The sequence below is a fragment of the Shewanella sp. GXUN23E genome (genome assembly GCF_050865035.1).
Taxonomy (GTDB): Bacteria; Pseudomonadota; Gammaproteobacteria; order Enterobacterales; family Shewanellaceae; genus Shewanella.
Genome location: NZ_JBOZWP010000001.1, coordinates 358,697 through 376,919, shown reverse-complemented (window position 1 = coordinate 376,919; position 18,223 = coordinate 358,697). Strand labels below are relative to the sequence as shown.

Below are 18,223 nucleotides of genomic sequence, written 5' to 3'. Positions count from 1 at the left end.
AGAGGGAGATGAACTGGATAAAACGGATCTGGACAGGTTATTGTGACTGGTGTGATCGTATGGGATTGACGCCGGAATCCCGCCGCTGCTGTGCCCCAAGTCTGTCGGACCCGCAGCTTGAACGCCGAACTGAATGTCGCCCATTGCCTGCTGCAACCTCGGCAGACTTGCCTGCAGAAAAGCCAACCAATAAGCCAGAACATGCTGATTGATACTCACGCCCATCTGGACTTCCCCGAGTTTGATACTGACCGTCAGCCATTGCTGGCGCAGATGCGTCAGGCTGGCATTGGCGGCGCGATTATTCCGGCTGCCGACCCAGCCTGCTGGCCGCGGGTGCGTGAAGTGGCGCGTCAAACTGGTTGTCATTATGCATTGGGTGTTCATCCCTGGTGGGTGACGCCTGAGCATTGCGCGCATCATCTGCAGCAGTTAGCTGAAATGCTCAGTGAGCAAAAGGACGATCCGCGGTTGGTTGCCATAGGTGAAACCGGGCTGGATAGCCTGAAAGGCCCGACATTGGATGTTCAGCTGGCGAGTTTACGCGGACATATTGAACTGGCGATTCAATACGATTTGCCACTGATCCTGCACTGCGTGAAAGCGCAGCGGCCGCTGCTGGAGTTGCTGGCGCAATATCCCGGATGCCGGGGCGTGATACATGGCTTTGGCGGCAGTCTGGAAACTGCCAGGCAATTTGCCGGACTGGGATTTTTGATTGGTATTGGTGCCGCGGTCCTTAACACCAATATGAAGAAGTTACGTCATTGTGTTGCCAATATGGAAATAGCGTCACTCTTGCCGGAAACTGACTCTCCGGCCATGGCGCCTAAAGGAATATCCCGCAATACCCCCCTTATAATGTTGCAGGTTGTTGAAGAAATCGCCAGACTGAGGCAGGTTGACGTTGTTCAGTTAAAAGAACAATTATTCAGAAACGTGACCCAACTATTTGACGTCTAGCTGAATTTGTTGAAACAGCCGAATTTAATCCGGGCGCATTTGGGTAAACTTTTGAAATTTAACTTCAAAATTCACCTGAAAAGCGCGATTTCCCCCGCCTTATTGGATATAATCCAGCTCGGAAATAGGTTGGTTAACAACATAAACAATAAATGTTAACAGAAGGGTGATGGTAAATGAATATTCTTATGAGCTTGGTCGGCATTGCCGTGTTGCTCGCCATTGGTTATGCACTGTCCAACAACCGTAAGGCAGTCAGTGTGCGTACCGTGGGTGGTGCGCTCGCGATTCAGGCAGCCTTTGGTGGATTTGTTCTGTATGTTCCCGTCGGTAAAGACATTCTGAAGTCCGTTTCCGATGCAGTATCCTCGGTTATCGGTTATGCCCAGAATGGTATTAACTTCCTGTTTGGTGATTTGGCTCAATTTAAATTGGGCTTTATTTTTGCCGTAAACGTACTGCCGGTTATCGTATTTTTCTCCTCGCTGATCGCTGTACTCTACTATCTGGGTGTGATGCAGTGGATTATCCGTATTATCGGTGGTGCCCTGCAGGCTGCTCTGGGTACTTCACGTACTGAGTCCATGTCCGCAACCGCCAACATTTTCGTTGGTCAGACTGAAGCGCCGCTGGTGGTTCGTCCTTTCATTCCAACCATGACCCAATCTGAGCTGTTTGCCATTATGGTGGGCGGTCTGGCGTCTATCGCCGGTTCTGTACTGGCCGGTTACGCACAGATGGGTGTACCTATTGAATATCTGGTTGCGGCTTCCTTTATGGCGGCACCCGGTGGTCTGCTGATGGCCAAGCTGATGCACCCTCAGACAGAGCACACCATCAATGAAATGAAAGATCTGCCAGAAGATGGTGACAAGCCTGCCAACGTACTGGACGCGGCTGCAGCCGGTGCTTCTTCCGGTATGCACCTGGCGTTGAACGTAGGCGCTATGCTGCTGGCCTTCGTCGGTCTGATCGCCATGCTGAACGGTATTCTGGGCGGCGTTGGTGGCTGGTTTGGTATGCCAGGTCTGAGCCTGGAGCTGATCCTGGGTTATGTGTTTATGCCGCTGGCATTCCTGATTGGTGTGCCCTGGAATGAAGCCATGGTTGCCGGTTCTTTCATTGGTCAGAAGATCGTCGTGAACGAGTTTGTGGCTTACCTGAACTTCGCGCCATACATTAACGATGCGGCTCAGGCATGTACTTCAGTTGCTGCTGACGTGGTGAAAGGTTCTCTGCCTTTATGTGTGGAAGGTACCGGAGCTGCGATGAGCGCCCGTACTCAGGCGATTATCTCTTTCGCACTGTGTGGTTTTGCCAACCTGTCATCTATTGCTATTTTGCTGGGTGGTCTGGGTGCCATGGCACCAAACCGTCGTCACGATTTAGCCAAGCTGGGTATCCGTGCTGTTATCGCCGGCTCACTGGCAAACCTGATGAGCGCCACCATTGCGGGTCTGTTCCTCGCACTATAATCAATGACGATAAGCCGGGCGATATGCCCGGCTTTTCCAACCTAATCCAATCGTGGAGCCAGATGCGCTCCCACAATCTGCGCAGACACCAGCACAATAAAGTAGCCAAAGAGTTACCGCTCGTGTGTGCGCAAAATGCATATGTGCAACTTCAGTGATATATGAATTAACCGTTTGTTCACATGTGCGAATTTAGTGTTTGCGATTTACGTCTAAATGAGTAAAATGCGGACGCAAAATAACACACTGCTAAATAAGCAGAACACCTACACAAAATGGGGTTGATGATGAAAGCTGTAAAAACTCTGGCTCTGACCACTGCCTTGACCGCCGGTATGACCGGTGCAGTAAGCGCTGCAGACTACTCTGACGATATCCATAAGAACGATTTCTCCTGGATGCAGTTCAACTACATGTATGCTCTGGAAGAGCTGCCACGCTCTCCTGACGCACCTACCGGTCACGATTACCTGGAAATGGAATTCGGCGGTCGTAGCGGTATGTTCAGCCTGTACGGTTATGTTGACGTGTTCAACCCTACCGAGCGTAAGTCCAGCGATAAAAACGGTGATGCAGCAAAGATGTTCATGAAGCTGGCACCACGTGTTTCTCTGGATGCGCTGACCGGTAAAGATCTGTCTTTCGGCCCTGTTAAAGAAGTTTACTTCTCTACCTTGTTCAACTGGGGCGGTAACGCCGTAGATGTTAACAACTCTTTCTGGGGTATCGGTGCAGACGTGGAAGTGCCTTGGCTGGGTACCACAGGTATGAACCTGTATGCTCTGTATGATCTGAATGCCAAAGACTGGAATGGTTACCAGTTCTCTGCCAACTGGTTCAAGCCTCTGCACAACTTTGATAACGGTTCTTTTGTCTCTTTCCAGGGTTATGTTGACTGGCAGTTCGGTGCAGACAAGCACTTTGAAGGTAATGCCCAGACCTCTAACGGTGGTGCTGCGTTCTTCGGTCTGTTCTGGCACTCTGAGCAGTTTGCTCTGGGTTACGGCCTGAAAGCCTATAACGATGTATACCTGATCCCTGACTCAGACGGTTTCGAGTCTACCGGTATCAGCCACTACTTCTCTGCTTCTTACAAGTTCTAAGAAGTGGTACTGGAAGCCGCCTGCGGGCGGCTTCTTTGCAGGATGGGAATGTGACCTGCAACCCTTAATCTTTAGTTAAGCATGGTTTATATTGATTGAGCTTGTTTAAGTAAGGTTTATGATTTTCCCTCGCGCTAAAACGGACTTTTCGCGGAATGGCAGGAACGCTTGCTATAGCTTTCTGTTCCCTCCTTCCGGTCTTCAAGGATTCAAGTCGTGATACTCGCTATCAAATTTGAATACTTAAGTTAGGTGTAAAAAACATCTGGCAGCAATTGAAGGCTCGGTCACAATACGAACTCCATCCCAGCCACTTTCAGCTGTTGCCAATTCCGATTGTTACTCATTTGATTTAATGCTTTGGAGAGCAACTATGAGCGATTTAAAAAAGGCAGCCAAGCAGGCCATTGCACTGATGGATCTGACGACTCTGAATGATGACGATACCGATCAGAAGGTTATCGACCTGTGCCACAAGGCATTGACGCCAGCTGGTCACACTGCCGCTATCTGTATCTACCCACGTTTTATCCCGATTGCCCGCAAGACCCTGATGGAACTGGGTGCTGAAGACATCAAAATCGCCACTGTGACCAACTTCCCTCACGGCAATGATGATATCGCTATCGCCGTTTTGGAAACCCGTGCAGCTGTGGCCTACGGCGCCGACGAAGTGGATGTGGTATTCCCCTATCGTGCACTGATGGAAGGCAATGAGACGGTGGGTTTTGAGCTGGTTAAGGCCTGTAAAGAAGAGTGTGGTGAGGATGTGCTGCTGAAGGTGATCATCGAGTCCGGTGAGCTGAAAGACCCTGCGCTTATCCGGCGCGCCTCTGAAATCTCTATCGATGCCGGTGCTGACTTCATCAAGACTTCTACCGGTAAAGTACCGGTTAACGCCACGCTGGAAGCGGCCGAGATCATGCTGACTGTGATCAAGGAAAAGAACACTGGTGTTGGCTTCAAGCCAGCCGGTGGTGTGCGTGACGCAGCGGCTGCTGCCGAGTTCTTGGGCGTTGCCGAGCGTATTCTGGGCGCAGATTGGATCTCTTCGCGCACATACCGTTTTGGGGCATCCAGCCTGCTGGCCAGTTTGCTGCACACACTGGAACTGACTGACGCACCAGCCCAGACTCAGGGCTACTGATAGCGCTAATTGGGGCCCCGCAGGGGCCCGATACCAAAGGAATAACCGGTGGATGCCGGTTGCAGATTTTTCCGGAGGCTTTTGATGTTTTTGGCACAGGAAATCATTCGCAAAAAACGCAACGGTGAGGCGCTGAGTCGTCAGGAGATTGAGTTTTTTGTAAAAGGTATTACCGATCAGAGTGTCTCTGAGGGGCAGATTGCCGCTCTGGGCATGGCGGTATTTTTCAATGACATGAATATGGATGAGCGCATCGCCCTGACTACCTCCATGCGGGATTCAGGCACTGTGCTTAACTGGGATGCGCTGGATCTCAGCGGTCCAGTGGTCGACAAGCACAGCACCGGCGGTGTGGGTGACGTGACCAGTTTGATGCTTGGCCCTATGGTGGCGGCCTGTGGTGGCTATGTGCCGATGATCTCAGGGCGTGGCCTCGGACATACAGGCGGCACCCTGGATAAATTTGATGCCATTCCCGGCTATCAAACCGAGCCCGACAGCGAGACGTTCCGTAAAGTGGTCAAAGAGGTTGGGGTGGCCATTATAGGTCAAACCGGCGATCTGGTGCCTGCCGACAAACGCTTCTATGCCATCCGTGACAATACTGCCACCGTTGAATCCATCTCGCTGATCACTGCATCCATTCTGTCCAAAAAGCTGGCCGCAGGGCTGGATGCACTGGCGATGGACGTCAAAGTCGGCAGTGGCGCGTTCATGCCAACATATGAAGCGTCTGAAGAGTTGGCGCGCAGTATCACTGCGGTTGCCAATGGTGCCGGCACCAAAACCACCGCCTTGCTGACCGACATGAATCAGGTGCTGGCATCCAGCGCCGGTAATGCGCTGGAAGTGCGCGAAGCGGTGAATTTCCTGACCGGCGCCTACCGCAATCCCCGTTTGTATGAAGTGACCATGGCACTGTGCAGCGAGATGCTGGTGCTGAGTGGCCTGGCTGCCAACGAGGCTGAAGCCTGCAGAAACCTTAATCGTGTGCTGGATAATGGCGCGGCGGCAGAACGTTTTGGCCGTATGATTGCCGGTCTGGGTGGTCCTGCAGATTTTGTGGAATCCTTTGACAAGTATCTGCCCACCGCTAAAATCGTCCGCCCTGTGTATGCCGATGTGTCTGGTTATGCGCATAGCATGGATACCCGGGGACTGGGACTGGCTGTCGTCACACTGGGCGGCGGTCGCCGTAAACCGGGCGATTTGCTGGATTACAGTGTGGGTCTGTCTGATGTCTGCGCTCTGGGTGACAGTATTGATATGCACCGGCCTTTGGCAGTGGTGCATGCCCAGTCTGAAGATGACTTTGCTGCCGCAGCCAATGCGGTGAAGCAAGCAATTACTGTGGCTGATATTGCACCAGAGCAACATCCACAGGTCTATCGCAAGATCCGCGCTGCGGATCTGTAAGAGGAAGATTGATGAAACGTACCATTATTCTGATGCTGGACTCTTTCGGTATCGGTGCTTCGGCAGACGCTGCCCAGTTTGGTGATGTAGGTGCTGACACTTTTGGTGCCATCGCCCGCATGTGCGCTGAGGGTAAAGCCAATGACGGTCGTGAAGGTCCGCTGAAACTGCCAAATCTGAGCAAACTGGGTTTGGCTATGGCTGCCAAAGAGAGCACTGGTGAGCTGCCTGCAGGTTTTGCTGAAACTGAGGTGATTGGCGCTTACGGTTATGCGGCAGAGCTGAGCTCAGGTAAAGATACCCCGAGTGGTCACTGGGAAATGGCCGGCGTACCCGTGCTGTTTGACTGGGGCTATTTCTCTGATAAGCAGAACTCTTTTCCGAAAGAACTGACGGATAAAATCCTTGAACGTGCTGGCCTGAGTGATTACCTCGGCAATTGTCATGCATCCGGTACCGCCATTCTGGAAGATCTGGGTGAAGAGCACATGACTTCCGGCAAGCCGATTTTCTATACCTCTGCCGATTCGGTATTTCAGATTGCCTGCCACGAAGAGAGCTTCGGTCTGGAAAATCTGTACCGTCTGTGTGAAATAGCCCGTGAAGAGCTGGAGCCTTACAACATTGGCCGGGTGATCGCCCGTCCGTTTGTCGGCACCTGTGCCAGCGATTTCGCCCGTACCGGTAACCGTCGTGACTACGCGGTTGAGCCGCCATCAAAAACCGTACTGGACAAGCTGAAAGCTGCCGGCGGTGAAGTGGTGTCTGTGGGCAAAATTTCCGATATTTACGCCCACTGTGGGATCACCAAAAAGGTGAAGGCATCAGGCCTGGAAGAGCTGTTCGATGCGACCCTGGAGCAGATTAAGCAAGCCGGTGACAACACCATAGTGTTTACCAATTTTGTAGACTTCGATTCCCATTACGGCCATCGCCGTGATGTCGCCGGTTATGCCCGTGCGCTGGAGTATTTCGATGCCCGCCTACCTGAACTGCTGGCGCTGCTGGATGATGAAGATCTACTGATCCTGACCGCTGACCATGGTTGCGACCCAACCTGGCCGGGCAGTGACCATACCCGTGAACATGTGCCTGTGCTGGCACTGGGGGCGGGTCTGAGTGCTGGCTCTCTGGGCAAGCGACACAGCTTTGCCGATATCGGCCAGTCCATTGCCAGCTATTTCAAGCTGGAGCCGATGGAATACGGCGAATCTTTTATTAACTGAATACAAAACGCCGGTGTGATAACGCCGGCCATAATGACAACCAATACAGGGGTTAATTAGATGGCTACACCACATATCAACGCCAAAGAGGGCGCATTTGCAGATACCGTTCTGTTCCCAGGCGACCCACTGCGTGCCAAATACATTGCAGAAACTTTCCTGGAAAATGTTGAGCAGGTGACTGACGTGCGCAACATGCTGGGCTTCACCGGTACCTACAAGGGTAAGCGCATTTCCGTCATGGGCTCAGGCATGGGGATTCCTTCCTGCTCTATCTATGCGACTGAGCTGATTAAGCACTATGGTGTCAAAAACCTGATCCGCGTGGGTACCTGCGGCGCGATCAGCACTGACGTTAAAGTACGTGATGTGATTATTGGTATGGGGGCCTGTACCGATTCTCAGGTAAACCGTATCCGTTTCCAGAACCAGGACTTTGCCGCAATCGCCAGCTATGAACTGCTGTCGGCCGTGGTCGATGCTGCCAAGGCTCGCGGTACTCAGGTACGTGTAGGTAACGTATTCTCTGCAGATCTGTTCTATACCCCTAATCCAAGCATGTTCGATACCATGGAAAAGATGGGCGTACTGGGCGTGGAAATGGAAGCCGCCGGTCTGTACGGTGTTGCCCACGAATACGGTGCCCGTGCGCTGTGTGTGGTCACTGTATCTGACCACATCCGTACCGGTGAAGCGACCTCTTCTGACGAGCGTCAGAGCACCTTCAACGAGATGATTGAAATGACTCTGGATGCTGCAATTACCCTGTAATTGTTAATGGGTTTGTAAAAGGCCCCGCCTGTGCGGGGCTTTTTTGTATCATTTTGAAATATTTTACTTATTTTTAACATTCTTCTGTGAGCTAGGCGTATCAAGGTTTTTCGGGGTGTTGTGTGGATTGTTGTACGTAATCAACAGATTTAAGTGATACCTTGGTGTTGACTTTGTTATTGCAATTGTTAAATAGTTGTCTCGCAAAATTATAACAATCAACATGTTGCAATATGTAACCTGCGAGGAAGTATGATTAATAAAACAAAGTTGAGTCAATCAATCAGTTTAGCTCTGATAGTGGGTACTGGTGTAGTCGGTATGGCGCCTGCGATTGCCGAAGAAGCCGCTGGTGCCAAAGTTGAACGTATTGAAGTAACGGGTTCCCGTATACAGCGTAAAGACATGGAAACTGCGACCCCGGTAACAGTGTTCACCGCTGAAGATATCGACAAAACCGGTTTCGCTACAGTCTCTGAGTTCCTGCGCTCAGAAGCTTCTTCCGGCGGCTTTAATGAGTCATCAACATTGTCTCAGGCGGCCGGTGCTTCTTCTGTTGGTCTGCGTGGTTTTTCATCTGATTACACCCTGATCCTGCTGAATGGCCGTCGTATTCCAAAGAACTCTGCCGGTGGCGTATTTACCGACGTTAACCAGCTGCCCATCGCTGCGGTTGCCCGTATTGAAGTGCTGCCTGATGGCGCTTCTGCAATTTACGGTTCTGACGCGGTAGCTGGTGTTATCAACATCATTACCAAGACAGATTTTGATGGTTTGGACTTTTCTGCGCGTTATGGCGTAGCGCCTGAGCACATGGATGCCGACGAGTATAACTTCTCGCTGGTTGCCGGTGCTTCCAATGACAAAGCCAACATCCTGTTTGCCGCTGAGTATTTCGAGCGTAAACCCATTATGGCTGTTGATCGTGAACTGGGCAGTTCTGCATACATTCCTGGTAAGGAAGGTGGTGATGGCCGTTCCACCTGGGGTATTCCTGGCTTTACCGCTATCTATGGTGACAAAGGTACTGTATCTGCCGGAGAAGGTAATGCGCCATGGTCAAACTGTCCTGAAGGTGACAAGCTGTCCAACGGCCGTTGTGCTTACGACTTTGCTCCTTTGTACCAGCTGCAGCCGGCTTCTGACCGACAGTCTATCTTTACCGCATTGAACTACAACTTCAGTGAACAGTTGAAGTTTGATGGTCAGTTCCGTTATACCCGTGCTTATACCAAAACCTCCAATGCTCCTTCTCCCGGTGCAGTAGAAGTGACCAATAGTCCTTATCTTTACGATTTCCTGCGTAACGACCGCTATAAGGATGACCCTATCAAGGCTCAGCAAATCATTGATGAGATTGAAGCCGGTCAAGCAGAGGTTTATGTCGGTCGTCGTTACCTGGACTTCCCGAACCGCCAGAAAGACAACACCAACGAAACCTTCGAGTCCATCGTGGGCTTCAACTATGACATCGATGGCAACTGGCTGGTGGACTACGACTTGGGCTTCTCCCGTCTGACCAACCGTCAGATTGGTGCCGGTGGCCAGTTGTTGATTGACGGCGTGACGGACGCGTTTGCCAACGGCAAGCTGAATCCTTTCGTCATCAACGATTGTAACTCTGCTGAACTGTCTGAAATTTGTAACGATCTGCAGGCTTCTATCCATCGTACCAGCGAATACAGCATGAAGTTTTCTTCTCTGGTGGTGTCCGGTTTGACTCCTCTTGAGTTGTGGGGTGGTGAGATCGGTCTGGCAGCTGGTCTGGACTATCGTTATGAAGAGTACCTGGATCGTTCTGACCCGGCGTCTATCGATGGTCAGGTAATTGGTGGTGCCGGTTCCAACGGTGGCGGCGATTTCAAGAACATGGCAGGTTTCATCGAATTGTCTCTGCCAGTGATGGAAAACATGGAAATTGGTCTGGCTGCCCGCCACGATAAGGCTGACTGGGGACTGAGTGACGACGCCAAGACGACTTATTCGGCCAATATGTCTTATTCACCGATTGAAGAATTGCTGCTGCGTGCCAGCTATGGTACCGGCTTCAAGGCGCCTGGACTGGACGCCCTGTACCTGGCTGAGTCTTCCGGTGTATCCCGCGCCATTGACACCAAGTTGTGTAACGCAGCGGGTAACGATAAAAACAACGTAGACTGTAAGATCCTTGAACTGAACAGCAAGAGCGGTGGTAACCCAGAGCTCGAGTCTGAAACTTCTACCTCTTACAATGTGGGTGCGGTTTATCAGATCACTGAAGACCTGTCGGTTTCTGTTGATTATTGGTCTTTGAGCGTCGATAACATCATTGATTCTCTGGGTATTCAGGAGATTCTGGATGCAGAAGCCAAAGGTGAACTGACAGATTTGGTTGTGCGTAACTCTCAGGGCCGTCTGGATGACAGTCTGAGAACCGGTTATGTGCGGACCAACCTGCAAAACCTGACTGAGCAGAGCGCCACGGGTTTGACTTATGACCTGCAGTACAGTGGAGATTTCTCCTTTGGTGGCATTTCTGCCAACCTGCGCGCAGAGCAATATCTGTCCTTCGAGACTCAGTCTTCCAAGGTTCAGCCTTTGTGTGACTGGGCAGCGGATGATGCCATGCAGAAGTGGCGTGTGAATGGTGATGTCTCTTATGAGCTGGATGATTTCACCGCTACTCTGAATGCCCGCTGGTTGCAGGGGTATGATGAGTACCGTACCCGTAACACAGGTAATAAGTCATGCCAGCTGATCGGTTATTATGATGCTGGCTCAGAAGTTGATGCCAACGGAGATTTGGTTAACCCAGGCCGCCCTCAGCACGTTGCCAGTTATGTACAGTTTGACCTGACCGGTATCTACAATATCGACAACCATAACAAACTGACCGTTGGTGTACGTAATCTGCTGGATCGCCAGCCATCGTTCTCCGCTCCGGAAGACTGGCCGTTCTATGATCAGGGGGTATACAGCAACATTGGTCGCTTCATGTACATCCAGTATGACCTGACGTTCTAATTTACGGATGGCAGCAGTTGGATTTTCAACTGCTCCCGAAATCAGTGAACGTGATAAATCGGAAACCTGTAGGGTTTCCGATTTTTTTTCTGTGCGGATTGGTATAACGGTCGAAAACGTTGAAACGGTCAGTAATGTCAGGTGTTGTGACTGTTCAGAGCACTGGGAACGGGCAACGAGTACAGGACATGGGGGCGGGGAATTGCGCGTAAGGTCAATCTGGATACGGTCCACTACCTCGATGACGGTAACTTGCGTTGTATCAAGCGAGTGACTGTCCAACTTGTCGCTGAAGCAGTTATCTCAGCAGAGGCGATTGGCTATCAGGAATAAATCGTTATTGGATTGACGATATGACCAGTCGCTGGCGACGCCGGTATTCAGTCAGGTTTGATGTTCCAATATCTTGATTTTGCTAATCAGTTGACTGGCGGTGAGGCTTATCTGCACTATCCGTATCTGCAATATCCGTATCTGAACTTTTTGTATCTGAACTTTCTGTATCTGAAATATCGGCATCAGAGCGAGCACTTTCAGTCTGAGCGCTTTGCTTTATTCGATTGGCTCTGGCTTTACGACGGTCGAAGTCAGCACGTTTATAAGAAAATGTACGGCACAGCAGAAAGCCGATTAAACCGGCGATCAGCAGCATCAGCTGTTGCTGCTCCATGTTCATCTGATGGGCGGTTTTAATTTCATTAAAGAAGAGTTGCGGCGCCAGATAGACCTCAACGTACCCCAGATTGGTGTCGCCCTGATATACGGCTTCCACATAGGGAGGGTAAGGAGCGAGTAACTCGGTCAACTCTTCTGAGCCCGGCTCTAGTTCCTGCTCCGACAGGCTCTGAGCAAATGATAAACGTTGACCTTCCGCGCTAAAAATGGTGGCTGCCATGACCTTCGGGTCTTCCACCAGTGCCTCGGTCAGCCATTGCAGTTGTTCGTCATTTTGCAGTTGCAAAGCCGGCGCTGCGCTGTAGGCAGTTTGTTGCACCATCAGACGAGCCATTTTTTCAGTCTGAGATTCCAGTAATTCCTGCCCCTGAACCAGGGATGTTTTCCACAGTTGCACCAGCGCAATAATTAAGGCCACAGCAATGGCGAGCTGCAGCAGGCGGAAAAACTTATGACTTTTTTTGAGGCCACGAAGAAAAAACACTGGCGTTCCATGAATAGAATTTGCTTGTATTGAGCCATGATAAATGATTCTTTGGGCGTCTTGAATCAATTAATCACACGCCCCCTTCTGTACCGGAGCCTTAATTTAACATGGACAGCCAAGCTCGCTTTACTGCCGACAGTCTCTTTCCCCAGTGGTTTCATCACCTGAACCAACGGACTCATTGTCCTGTTCATGCTGAGTCGCAGGGTTCTGGTTTTTGTTATCGCTATCGTTTGGTATGGGAGTCTCACGAAGGGCGGGGAGAGGTTCTGGATTGGCTTGCCGGACTTGCGAATACTGTCAGTCTGTGTCCGCTGGTTCGCCAGAATACACTGACCGGTGTTGAACTTGGCAGTGAGCAAGCCATCGTCGCTCCGGCAATTCAGAAGCTGGAATGGTTTGAACTGACTTCCCCGCTGGCTTCATTATCCCGCCCCGGTCTGCTGTTGATGGATATGGACTCAACAGCCATTGAGATTGAGTGCATTGACGAGCTGGCCGCGATGGCCGGGCGTGGTGATGAGGTGGCCGCCATTACCGAGCGGGCAATGCAGGGGGAGCTGGATTTTGAGCAGAGTCTGAGGCAGCGTGTTGCTGCATTGGCCGGGGCAGAGGCCAGCATCATAGATAAACTTTGTCATCAGTTGCCGCTGATGCCGGGACTGGAGCAGATGGTGGCCGAATTGCAGTCTTATGGCTGGCAGATTGCACTGGCATCGGGTGGATTCACCCCTTTTGTGAATCATCTCAGGCAACAACTCGGATTGAGCGCTGCCTTCGCCAATCATTTGGTGGTGCGCGATGGTTTATTGGTGGGTGAAGTCGATGGGCGGGTGGTGGATGCCGCCTTTAAAGCCGACGTGTTGATGACACTGGCAAACCAGTACGACATACCTCAGGGGCAACGGCTTGCTATCGGCGATGGTGCCAATGATATCCCTATGATTCAGAGAGCGGACTTTGGTATCGCCTTTCACGCCAAGCCCAAACTCAAACAGGCTGCTGATGCTGCCATTGAGCAGCTGGATTTGCGGGTGCTGCCATTCCTGTTGTCGCTCTGAGTCCGGTTTATTTAGAGTAAAGACTCTTGAGATTGAACGATACGCAGGGTAGGGTGTATTCACTGTTTATTAACATTTATCCTTATGTCCGCAATCGTTCAGGAGTCGCTGTTTCTGCCATATCGTCAGGGGCAACTGCACCTCAGGCGGGTTTCGCCTGCCAATCCCTGTGATACCTACCCCCCGGTATTGATGCTGCATGGTGCCATGTCCAACGGCCGGGTGTTTTACAGCCAGTCAGGTAAAGGGCTGGCCTGTTTCCTCGCGCGAGCCGGTTTTAATGTATATGTCCTGGATACGGCCGGTCGGGGGCTCAGCACGCCCAGGCTTGGGCCCGGGTTTGAGCTTGGGCAGAGTGAAGTCATCGTTGAGCAACTGCCACTGGTGCAGGCCTATATTCTTGAGCGTCATCAGCAAAAGCAGATTCACTGGTGCGCGCACTCATGGGGAGGCGTACTGATGCTCAGCAGCTTTGTTCGCTGTCCTGAGCTGCGCCGGAGTGTGGCGTCGATTCTGACTTTTGGCACCAAAAGGGCCATTCGTACCCGCTCACTGAAAAAATGGCTGATGGTTGACCTGGTGTGGAATCGTATTGCGCCGGCACTCGCCCGGCGAGACGGTTATTTTGCGGCGGATAAATGGCGTATGGGAATGGACAATGAAAGCCGGGCATCGCTGCAGCAAAGCATTGAATGGGTGCGGGGTGACTGGCGCGATGATGAGGATGCTTTTGACTATCAGGCGGAGGCGGTTGAACTTAACTGGCCTGCGTGCTGGTTTATTGCCGGCCGTAACGACACTGTGCTGGGGAACCCGGCGGATGTGCAGCGAACCATTGCTGAGTGTGGTATTGCCGGTGCCCGGTATACGTTGCTGGCCCGCGCATCCGGATACCGGCACGACTATGACCACGCCGGTATGCTGACTCATATGGATGCAGAGTCGGATCATTTTCCAGAGGTGCTGGACTGGTATCTGTCACACAATGTTTGCGGACTGCGTTAGTCCGCAGATGATGGCGTCTGATGCAGCTCAGGGAAGCGCATCAACACTTCCTGGGTGACATCGAGCAGTTCACCGACACCTATGAGGTGCCACATCATGTGCTCCACCATTTTGGCTTTGTGCGGCGCCTGCACCGTGATGTAATCCATCTCCCGACGGATGTAGAACATATCAGGCTTGGTCGTCGCGCCGATATACAGACGCAAGGCCCGGAACTGGCCGTTACGCTGACAGCGCTGAATAAACGCCAGTTGTCCGTCCCTGTCGCCGACTTCTTCGGCCTCGTAGCAATACAGCTCAATTTGCCCCCTGGACTGACGCGCCATCTCAACGAAAACTTCCACCACCGCGGGTTTGTCCGTTGGTTTTGCATCCCTGATTGGCGTCATGATCCACTTTTTGAAACGCTCCTCGGCCAGCAAAGGTGTCAGATCAAACTCCAAATGATTGCCACTGCCTGCGGCGAACATATCGGTCAGTTCGTTGGACTCAGGGCCGATACCCAGTGCACAGACTTTGGCAGACTTGGTTGTTTTTTCGATGAACAAAGGCACTGATGGCAGTTTGCTCATCAACAAATTCTTCATGCCGTCGGCCAGCTCTTTAATTTCTCCATTGCTCTCGGTGAGATGCTCGAGTTTGTCAGCATTGTGTTTTATGAGACGGCGAATGAACTCCACTCCCACATGGATCTCATGGCCGATGACGGCGGCTAAATGAATCGTGACTCCGTTTTTGCGGGTGCGCACTATCCGGTAGGGCAATTCAGACAGATTGACCTTACCTGCCAGCGGTTGCAGTTTGGGGAAGGCGATTGAAACCACTTCCTTTTCGTTAAACTCGACCGGATGTTCCAGCGTCAATTGCATCCCTTTGCCGGAGATATTCTGGGTGATGGCGTGGGCGGACTTGCCCCCCTGCGTCAGAGTGACCAGCGTTTTAAAAGCAAATCGGGCCTCGGCACGGCGTTCATTGAATTGCAGGGAGACCAGTTGCGCCTGATGGCTTCTTACCTTGTGCTGGGCGAATATCTTTAGCTGGTTAACATCCTGATTATTGAACCATTGTTGGTATTGCGTCGAGGCGTTGGCCGACGTGCAGTCAATCAACTGCAGTATGTGGCTAAAGCGCGACAGCTTGTGTTCGGTGATATCAGAATAGCGATCTTCATCAGACGGCATGGAGATGGCGCGGTAGGGCTTACTGTGATCAATTCTGTGGCAACCCACACGAAACACCTTCCAGCCATTTTTGCGGGAGCCAAACCCCAGAAACAATGGGACCAGTTTCTTGGCTTTGAGTTCGGCCAGCGTGGCGGAGTAAAAGTGAATACTGCCTTTGACTGTGTGGGTAAAGCAAAATATCAGACGGTGGCTGCTGTTTTTCGGCTCGGTAATGATCCGCCGCAGACGGGTTGGCGTGAGCATTGACGTCAGCTGGCTTTTGTCATTTTCATCGAAGAAATAGTTAACCAGAGAATGATTGTCCTGGCTGAGCAACATGTGTCCAATCAGAGGTTCATTATGCTTGTTACTGATAAACAATGGCAGGTGAGGCATTCTGGGCAGATATTGACGCTCCAGTCCCAACGAGATCGCGGATTGCACTACGTCGTTTACATCCAGTTTGTATTTTTGCTTGTAACTGGCGATAAAGCTTTCCAGCAGCTCGGTTAAGCTGGCGCTGTTGTCGATGCGCTTGAGTCGCAGTACAACCTGATCGTCGACAGGCTCTTCTGCACTCAGCACCTCGTAATCCATCCCTCTGGCGAGTTCATCAAACAGGTGTTCTTCATCGATATACTGCAGCTTAATATGGATTGGGCGGTTGGTATCAATGCGAGTGGCGGGAGACAGTCGGACTCTGGCACCGTTGACAGATAAATCCAGAGTGTTGCCCAGCAGCGCAGGACCATTATGTTGACTGGCCGATATCTTGATGGCCATATTCAGACGCACTTCGTTGCGGTTGTAATGATTGCCCAGCAATACTCCGGGGGCGATCAGCGGATTACCTTCCTCACGCACTACCGGTTGTCCCTGAGCCCGCAGTTCATTCTGCTGCGCCCTTCGGGTACGAAAACTCTCAATGACCTCTTCGTAAACGCCTACGGTATACTCTCCCTGATACAGGGCAAGATTAGATTCAAATACGGCTTTGGCCGGTTCATCGAGAAAGTGCACCAGTTTGTCGTGTTGCACGGCATCACAGGGCAGGTCGCTGCGATCGCGCAGATCGATAGTACGGCTACAGGGCGCTGAAATACGGTTCAGTTCCATCTTTATCAGAAAACGGGTGGAGGTGGTTTCGTCTGCGGTGAGGTGCTCAAAAACTTCCTGAAAGTGTTCCTCTTTCAGTAACGGTTTGAGTTGATCTATCAGTAGGGCTTGCAGCTCGATACTCATGTTCTGGTCTTTTTTTGGTTTTAGTTTGAATGCCGGTTTTCACCTGTTAATGTCGGCAGCGAGACCGGTTACTTTATTAAAGTTTATACGAAAATTTATTTAAATCATGGCGAAAAATAAAACTGCATATGTGTGCAATGAGTGTGGTCAGGACTTTCCCCGCTGGCAGGGGCAGTGCAGTGCCTGCAAGCAATGGAACACTATCACAGAGGTCAGGCTGGGCAGCGTAGCGGCAACCCGAGGCAATCAATTCAGTGGTTATGCCGGCACCAGCGGCAGCGACGTGAAAACCCTGGATCAAATTGATTTGAATGAATTGCCCAGACTTGGCAGTTCGTTCAAAGAGTTTGACCGGGTGCTGGGGGGCGGGATTGTCCCGGGCAGTGCCATTTTGATTGGCGGGCATCCGGGAGCCGGCAAGAGTACGTTATTGTTACAGACCCTGTGTCAGCTGGCTGAAACCATGCCGGCTCTCTACGTCACCGGCGAAGAGTCATTGCAGCAGGTGGCTATGCGGGCACATCGTCTGGGATTGCCTACCGGTAAATTGCGGATGCTGTCTGAAACCAGTGTAGAGCAGCTGTGTGATGTTGCATTGAAAGAGAAACCCCGGGTGATGGTGATTGACTCTATTCAGGTGATGCATATGGCGGATGTTCAGTCGTCGCCAGGCAGCGTATCACAGGTAAGAGAGTCGGCGTCATTTCTGACCCGGTTTGCCAAGCAACATGGCATCGCGGTGATTATGGTCGGTCACGTGACTAAGGATGGCAGTTTGGCGGGGCCCAAGGTATTGGAGCACTGTATCGATTGCTCTGTGATGTTTGAAGGCGACAGTGACAGCCGCTACCGTACGCTGCGAGCACATAAAAACCGATTCGGCGCCATCAACGAATTGGGGGTGTTTGCCATGACCGAAAGAGGGTTACGGGAAGTGGCCAATCCATCTGCAATTTTTCTGTCCCGGGGCAGTGAGGCGGCCTCCGGCTCTTTGGTTATGGTGATCTGGGAAGGTACCCGACCGATGCTGGTAGAGCTGCAGGCTTTGGTAGACAGCTCGGCACTGGCCAACCCAAGACGTATAGCCGTTGGTATGGATGGTAATAGGATGGCAATGTTACTGGCGGTGATGCACCGTCACGGCGGCCTGCAAATGTCCGATCAGGACGTGTTTGTCAACGTTGTCGGTGGCGTCAAAGTGACTGAAACCAGCGCCGATTTGACACTGTTGCTGGCCATGGTTTCCAGCTTCCGTAACCGGGTATTGCCTCAGGATATGGTGGTCTTTGGTGAAGTGGGGCTGAGCGGTGAAATCCGTCCTGTGCCCAATGGTCAGGAACGTCTGCTGGAGGCTGCCAAGCACGGTTTCACCCGAGCTATCGTTCCTGTTGCCAATGTGCCCAAAAAAATGCCACCGGGTATGCAGGTGCTTGGTGTCAGTAAACTGTCCGAAGCCCTGGATGCGTTAAGCAATATCGATTGACGT

Annotated in this window: 14 protein-coding genes; 12 read left to right on the top strand and 2 right to left on the bottom strand. The window is 51.7% G+C overall.

Features of this window, described 5'->3' with window-relative positions:
• Positions 1-8 precede the first annotated feature (8 nt).
• The 9 genes from ACRRUX_RS01620 to ACRRUX_RS01580 all read left to right on the top strand — a co-directional run bounded on the left by ACRRUX_RS01620 (position 9) and on the right by ACRRUX_RS01580 (position 11,104).
• Positions 9-212 carry a hypothetical protein gene (locus ACRRUX_RS01620; RefSeq protein WP_432526499.1) on the top strand — a complete coding sequence of 68 codons (204 nt, stop codon included), beginning with the start codon at positions 9-11 and terminating at the stop codon, positions 210-212.
• The gene (locus ACRRUX_RS01615) at positions 202-963 is read left to right on the top strand and encodes a TatD family hydrolase (RefSeq protein ID WP_432526497.1); all 762 of its coding nucleotides are present in this window, start codon (positions 202-204) and stop codon (positions 961-963) included. The genes ACRRUX_RS01620 and ACRRUX_RS01615 overlap by 11 nt, the downstream gene beginning before the upstream one ends.
• A 176-nt stretch (positions 964-1,139) precedes the next feature.
• Positions 1,140-2,438, top strand: a complete 1,299-nt coding sequence (locus ACRRUX_RS01610; RefSeq protein WP_432526495.1) for a NupC/NupG family nucleoside CNT transporter — start codon at positions 1,140-1,142, stop codon at positions 2,436-2,438.
• Positions 2,439-2,725: 287 nt separating this feature from the next.
• Positions 2,726-3,541, top strand: a complete 816-nt coding sequence (locus ACRRUX_RS01605) for an outer membrane protein OmpK (protein ID WP_432526493.1) — start codon at positions 2,726-2,728, stop codon at positions 3,539-3,541.
• Between the two features lie 373 nt (positions 3,542-3,914).
• Positions 3,915-4,688, top strand: a complete 774-nt coding sequence (gene deoC, locus ACRRUX_RS01600; protein WP_432526491.1) for a deoxyribose-phosphate aldolase — start codon at positions 3,915-3,917, stop codon at positions 4,686-4,688.
• 84 nt (positions 4,689-4,772) lie between these two features.
• Complete coding sequence (deoA, locus tag ACRRUX_RS01595; protein ID WP_432526489.1) at positions 4,773-6,104, top strand: thymidine phosphorylase; 1,332 nt, start codon at positions 4,773-4,775, stop codon at positions 6,102-6,104.
• Positions 6,105-6,115: 11 nt separating this feature from the next.
• Entirely contained in the window at positions 6,116-7,330 is a 1,215-nt protein-coding gene (locus tag ACRRUX_RS01590) for a phosphopentomutase (RefSeq protein ID WP_432526487.1), read from the top strand.
• A 60-nt stretch (positions 7,331-7,390) separates the two neighbouring features.
• Positions 7,391-8,101 carry a purine-nucleoside phosphorylase gene (gene deoD, locus ACRRUX_RS01585; RefSeq protein WP_432526485.1) on the top strand — a complete coding sequence of 237 codons (711 nt, stop codon included), beginning with the start codon at positions 7,391-7,393 and terminating at the stop codon, positions 8,099-8,101.
• Positions 8,102-8,353: 252 nt separating this feature from the next.
• Positions 8,354-11,104 (top strand): TonB-dependent receptor plug domain-containing protein, encoded by a 2,751-nt coding sequence (locus tag ACRRUX_RS01580; RefSeq protein ID WP_432526483.1) that lies wholly within the window; start codon positions 8,354-8,356, stop codon positions 11,102-11,104.
• Between the two features lie 415 nt (positions 11,105-11,519).
• On the opposite strand, the gene ACRRUX_RS01575 is transcribed toward ACRRUX_RS01580, so the two are convergent.
• The gene (locus tag ACRRUX_RS01575) at positions 11,520-12,332 is read right to left on the bottom strand and encodes a YtjB family periplasmic protein (protein WP_432526481.1); all 813 of its coding nucleotides are present in this window, start codon (positions 12,330-12,332) and stop codon (positions 11,520-11,522) included.
• 41 nt (positions 12,333-12,373) lie between these two features.
• On the opposite strand from ACRRUX_RS01575, the gene serB reads away from it, so the two are divergent.
• A complete protein-coding gene (serB, locus tag ACRRUX_RS01570) occupies positions 12,374-13,327 on the top strand; it encodes a phosphoserine phosphatase SerB (protein ID WP_432526479.1) in 954 nt (317 codons plus the stop codon).
• A gap of 84 nt (positions 13,328-13,411) precedes the next feature.
• Positions 13,412-14,332, top strand: coding sequence for an alpha/beta fold hydrolase (locus ACRRUX_RS01565; RefSeq protein WP_432526477.1), 921 nt, complete (start codon positions 13,412-13,414; stop codon positions 14,330-14,332).
• On the opposite strand, the gene ACRRUX_RS01560 is transcribed toward ACRRUX_RS01565, so the two are convergent.
• On the bottom strand, positions 14,329-16,737 hold the full coding sequence (locus ACRRUX_RS01560) for a PilZ domain-containing protein (RefSeq protein ID WP_432526475.1): 2,409 nt from the start codon (positions 16,735-16,737) through the stop codon (positions 14,329-14,331). The genes ACRRUX_RS01565 and ACRRUX_RS01560 overlap by 4 nt on opposite strands.
• A 106-nt stretch (positions 16,738-16,843) precedes the next feature.
• Between ACRRUX_RS01560 and radA the strand changes: the two genes are divergently transcribed.
• Positions 16,844-18,220, top strand: coding sequence for a DNA repair protein RadA (gene radA / locus ACRRUX_RS01555; protein ID WP_432526473.1), 1,377 nt, complete (start codon positions 16,844-16,846; stop codon positions 18,218-18,220).
• The last annotated feature ends 3 nt before the right edge of the window (positions 18,221-18,223 follow it).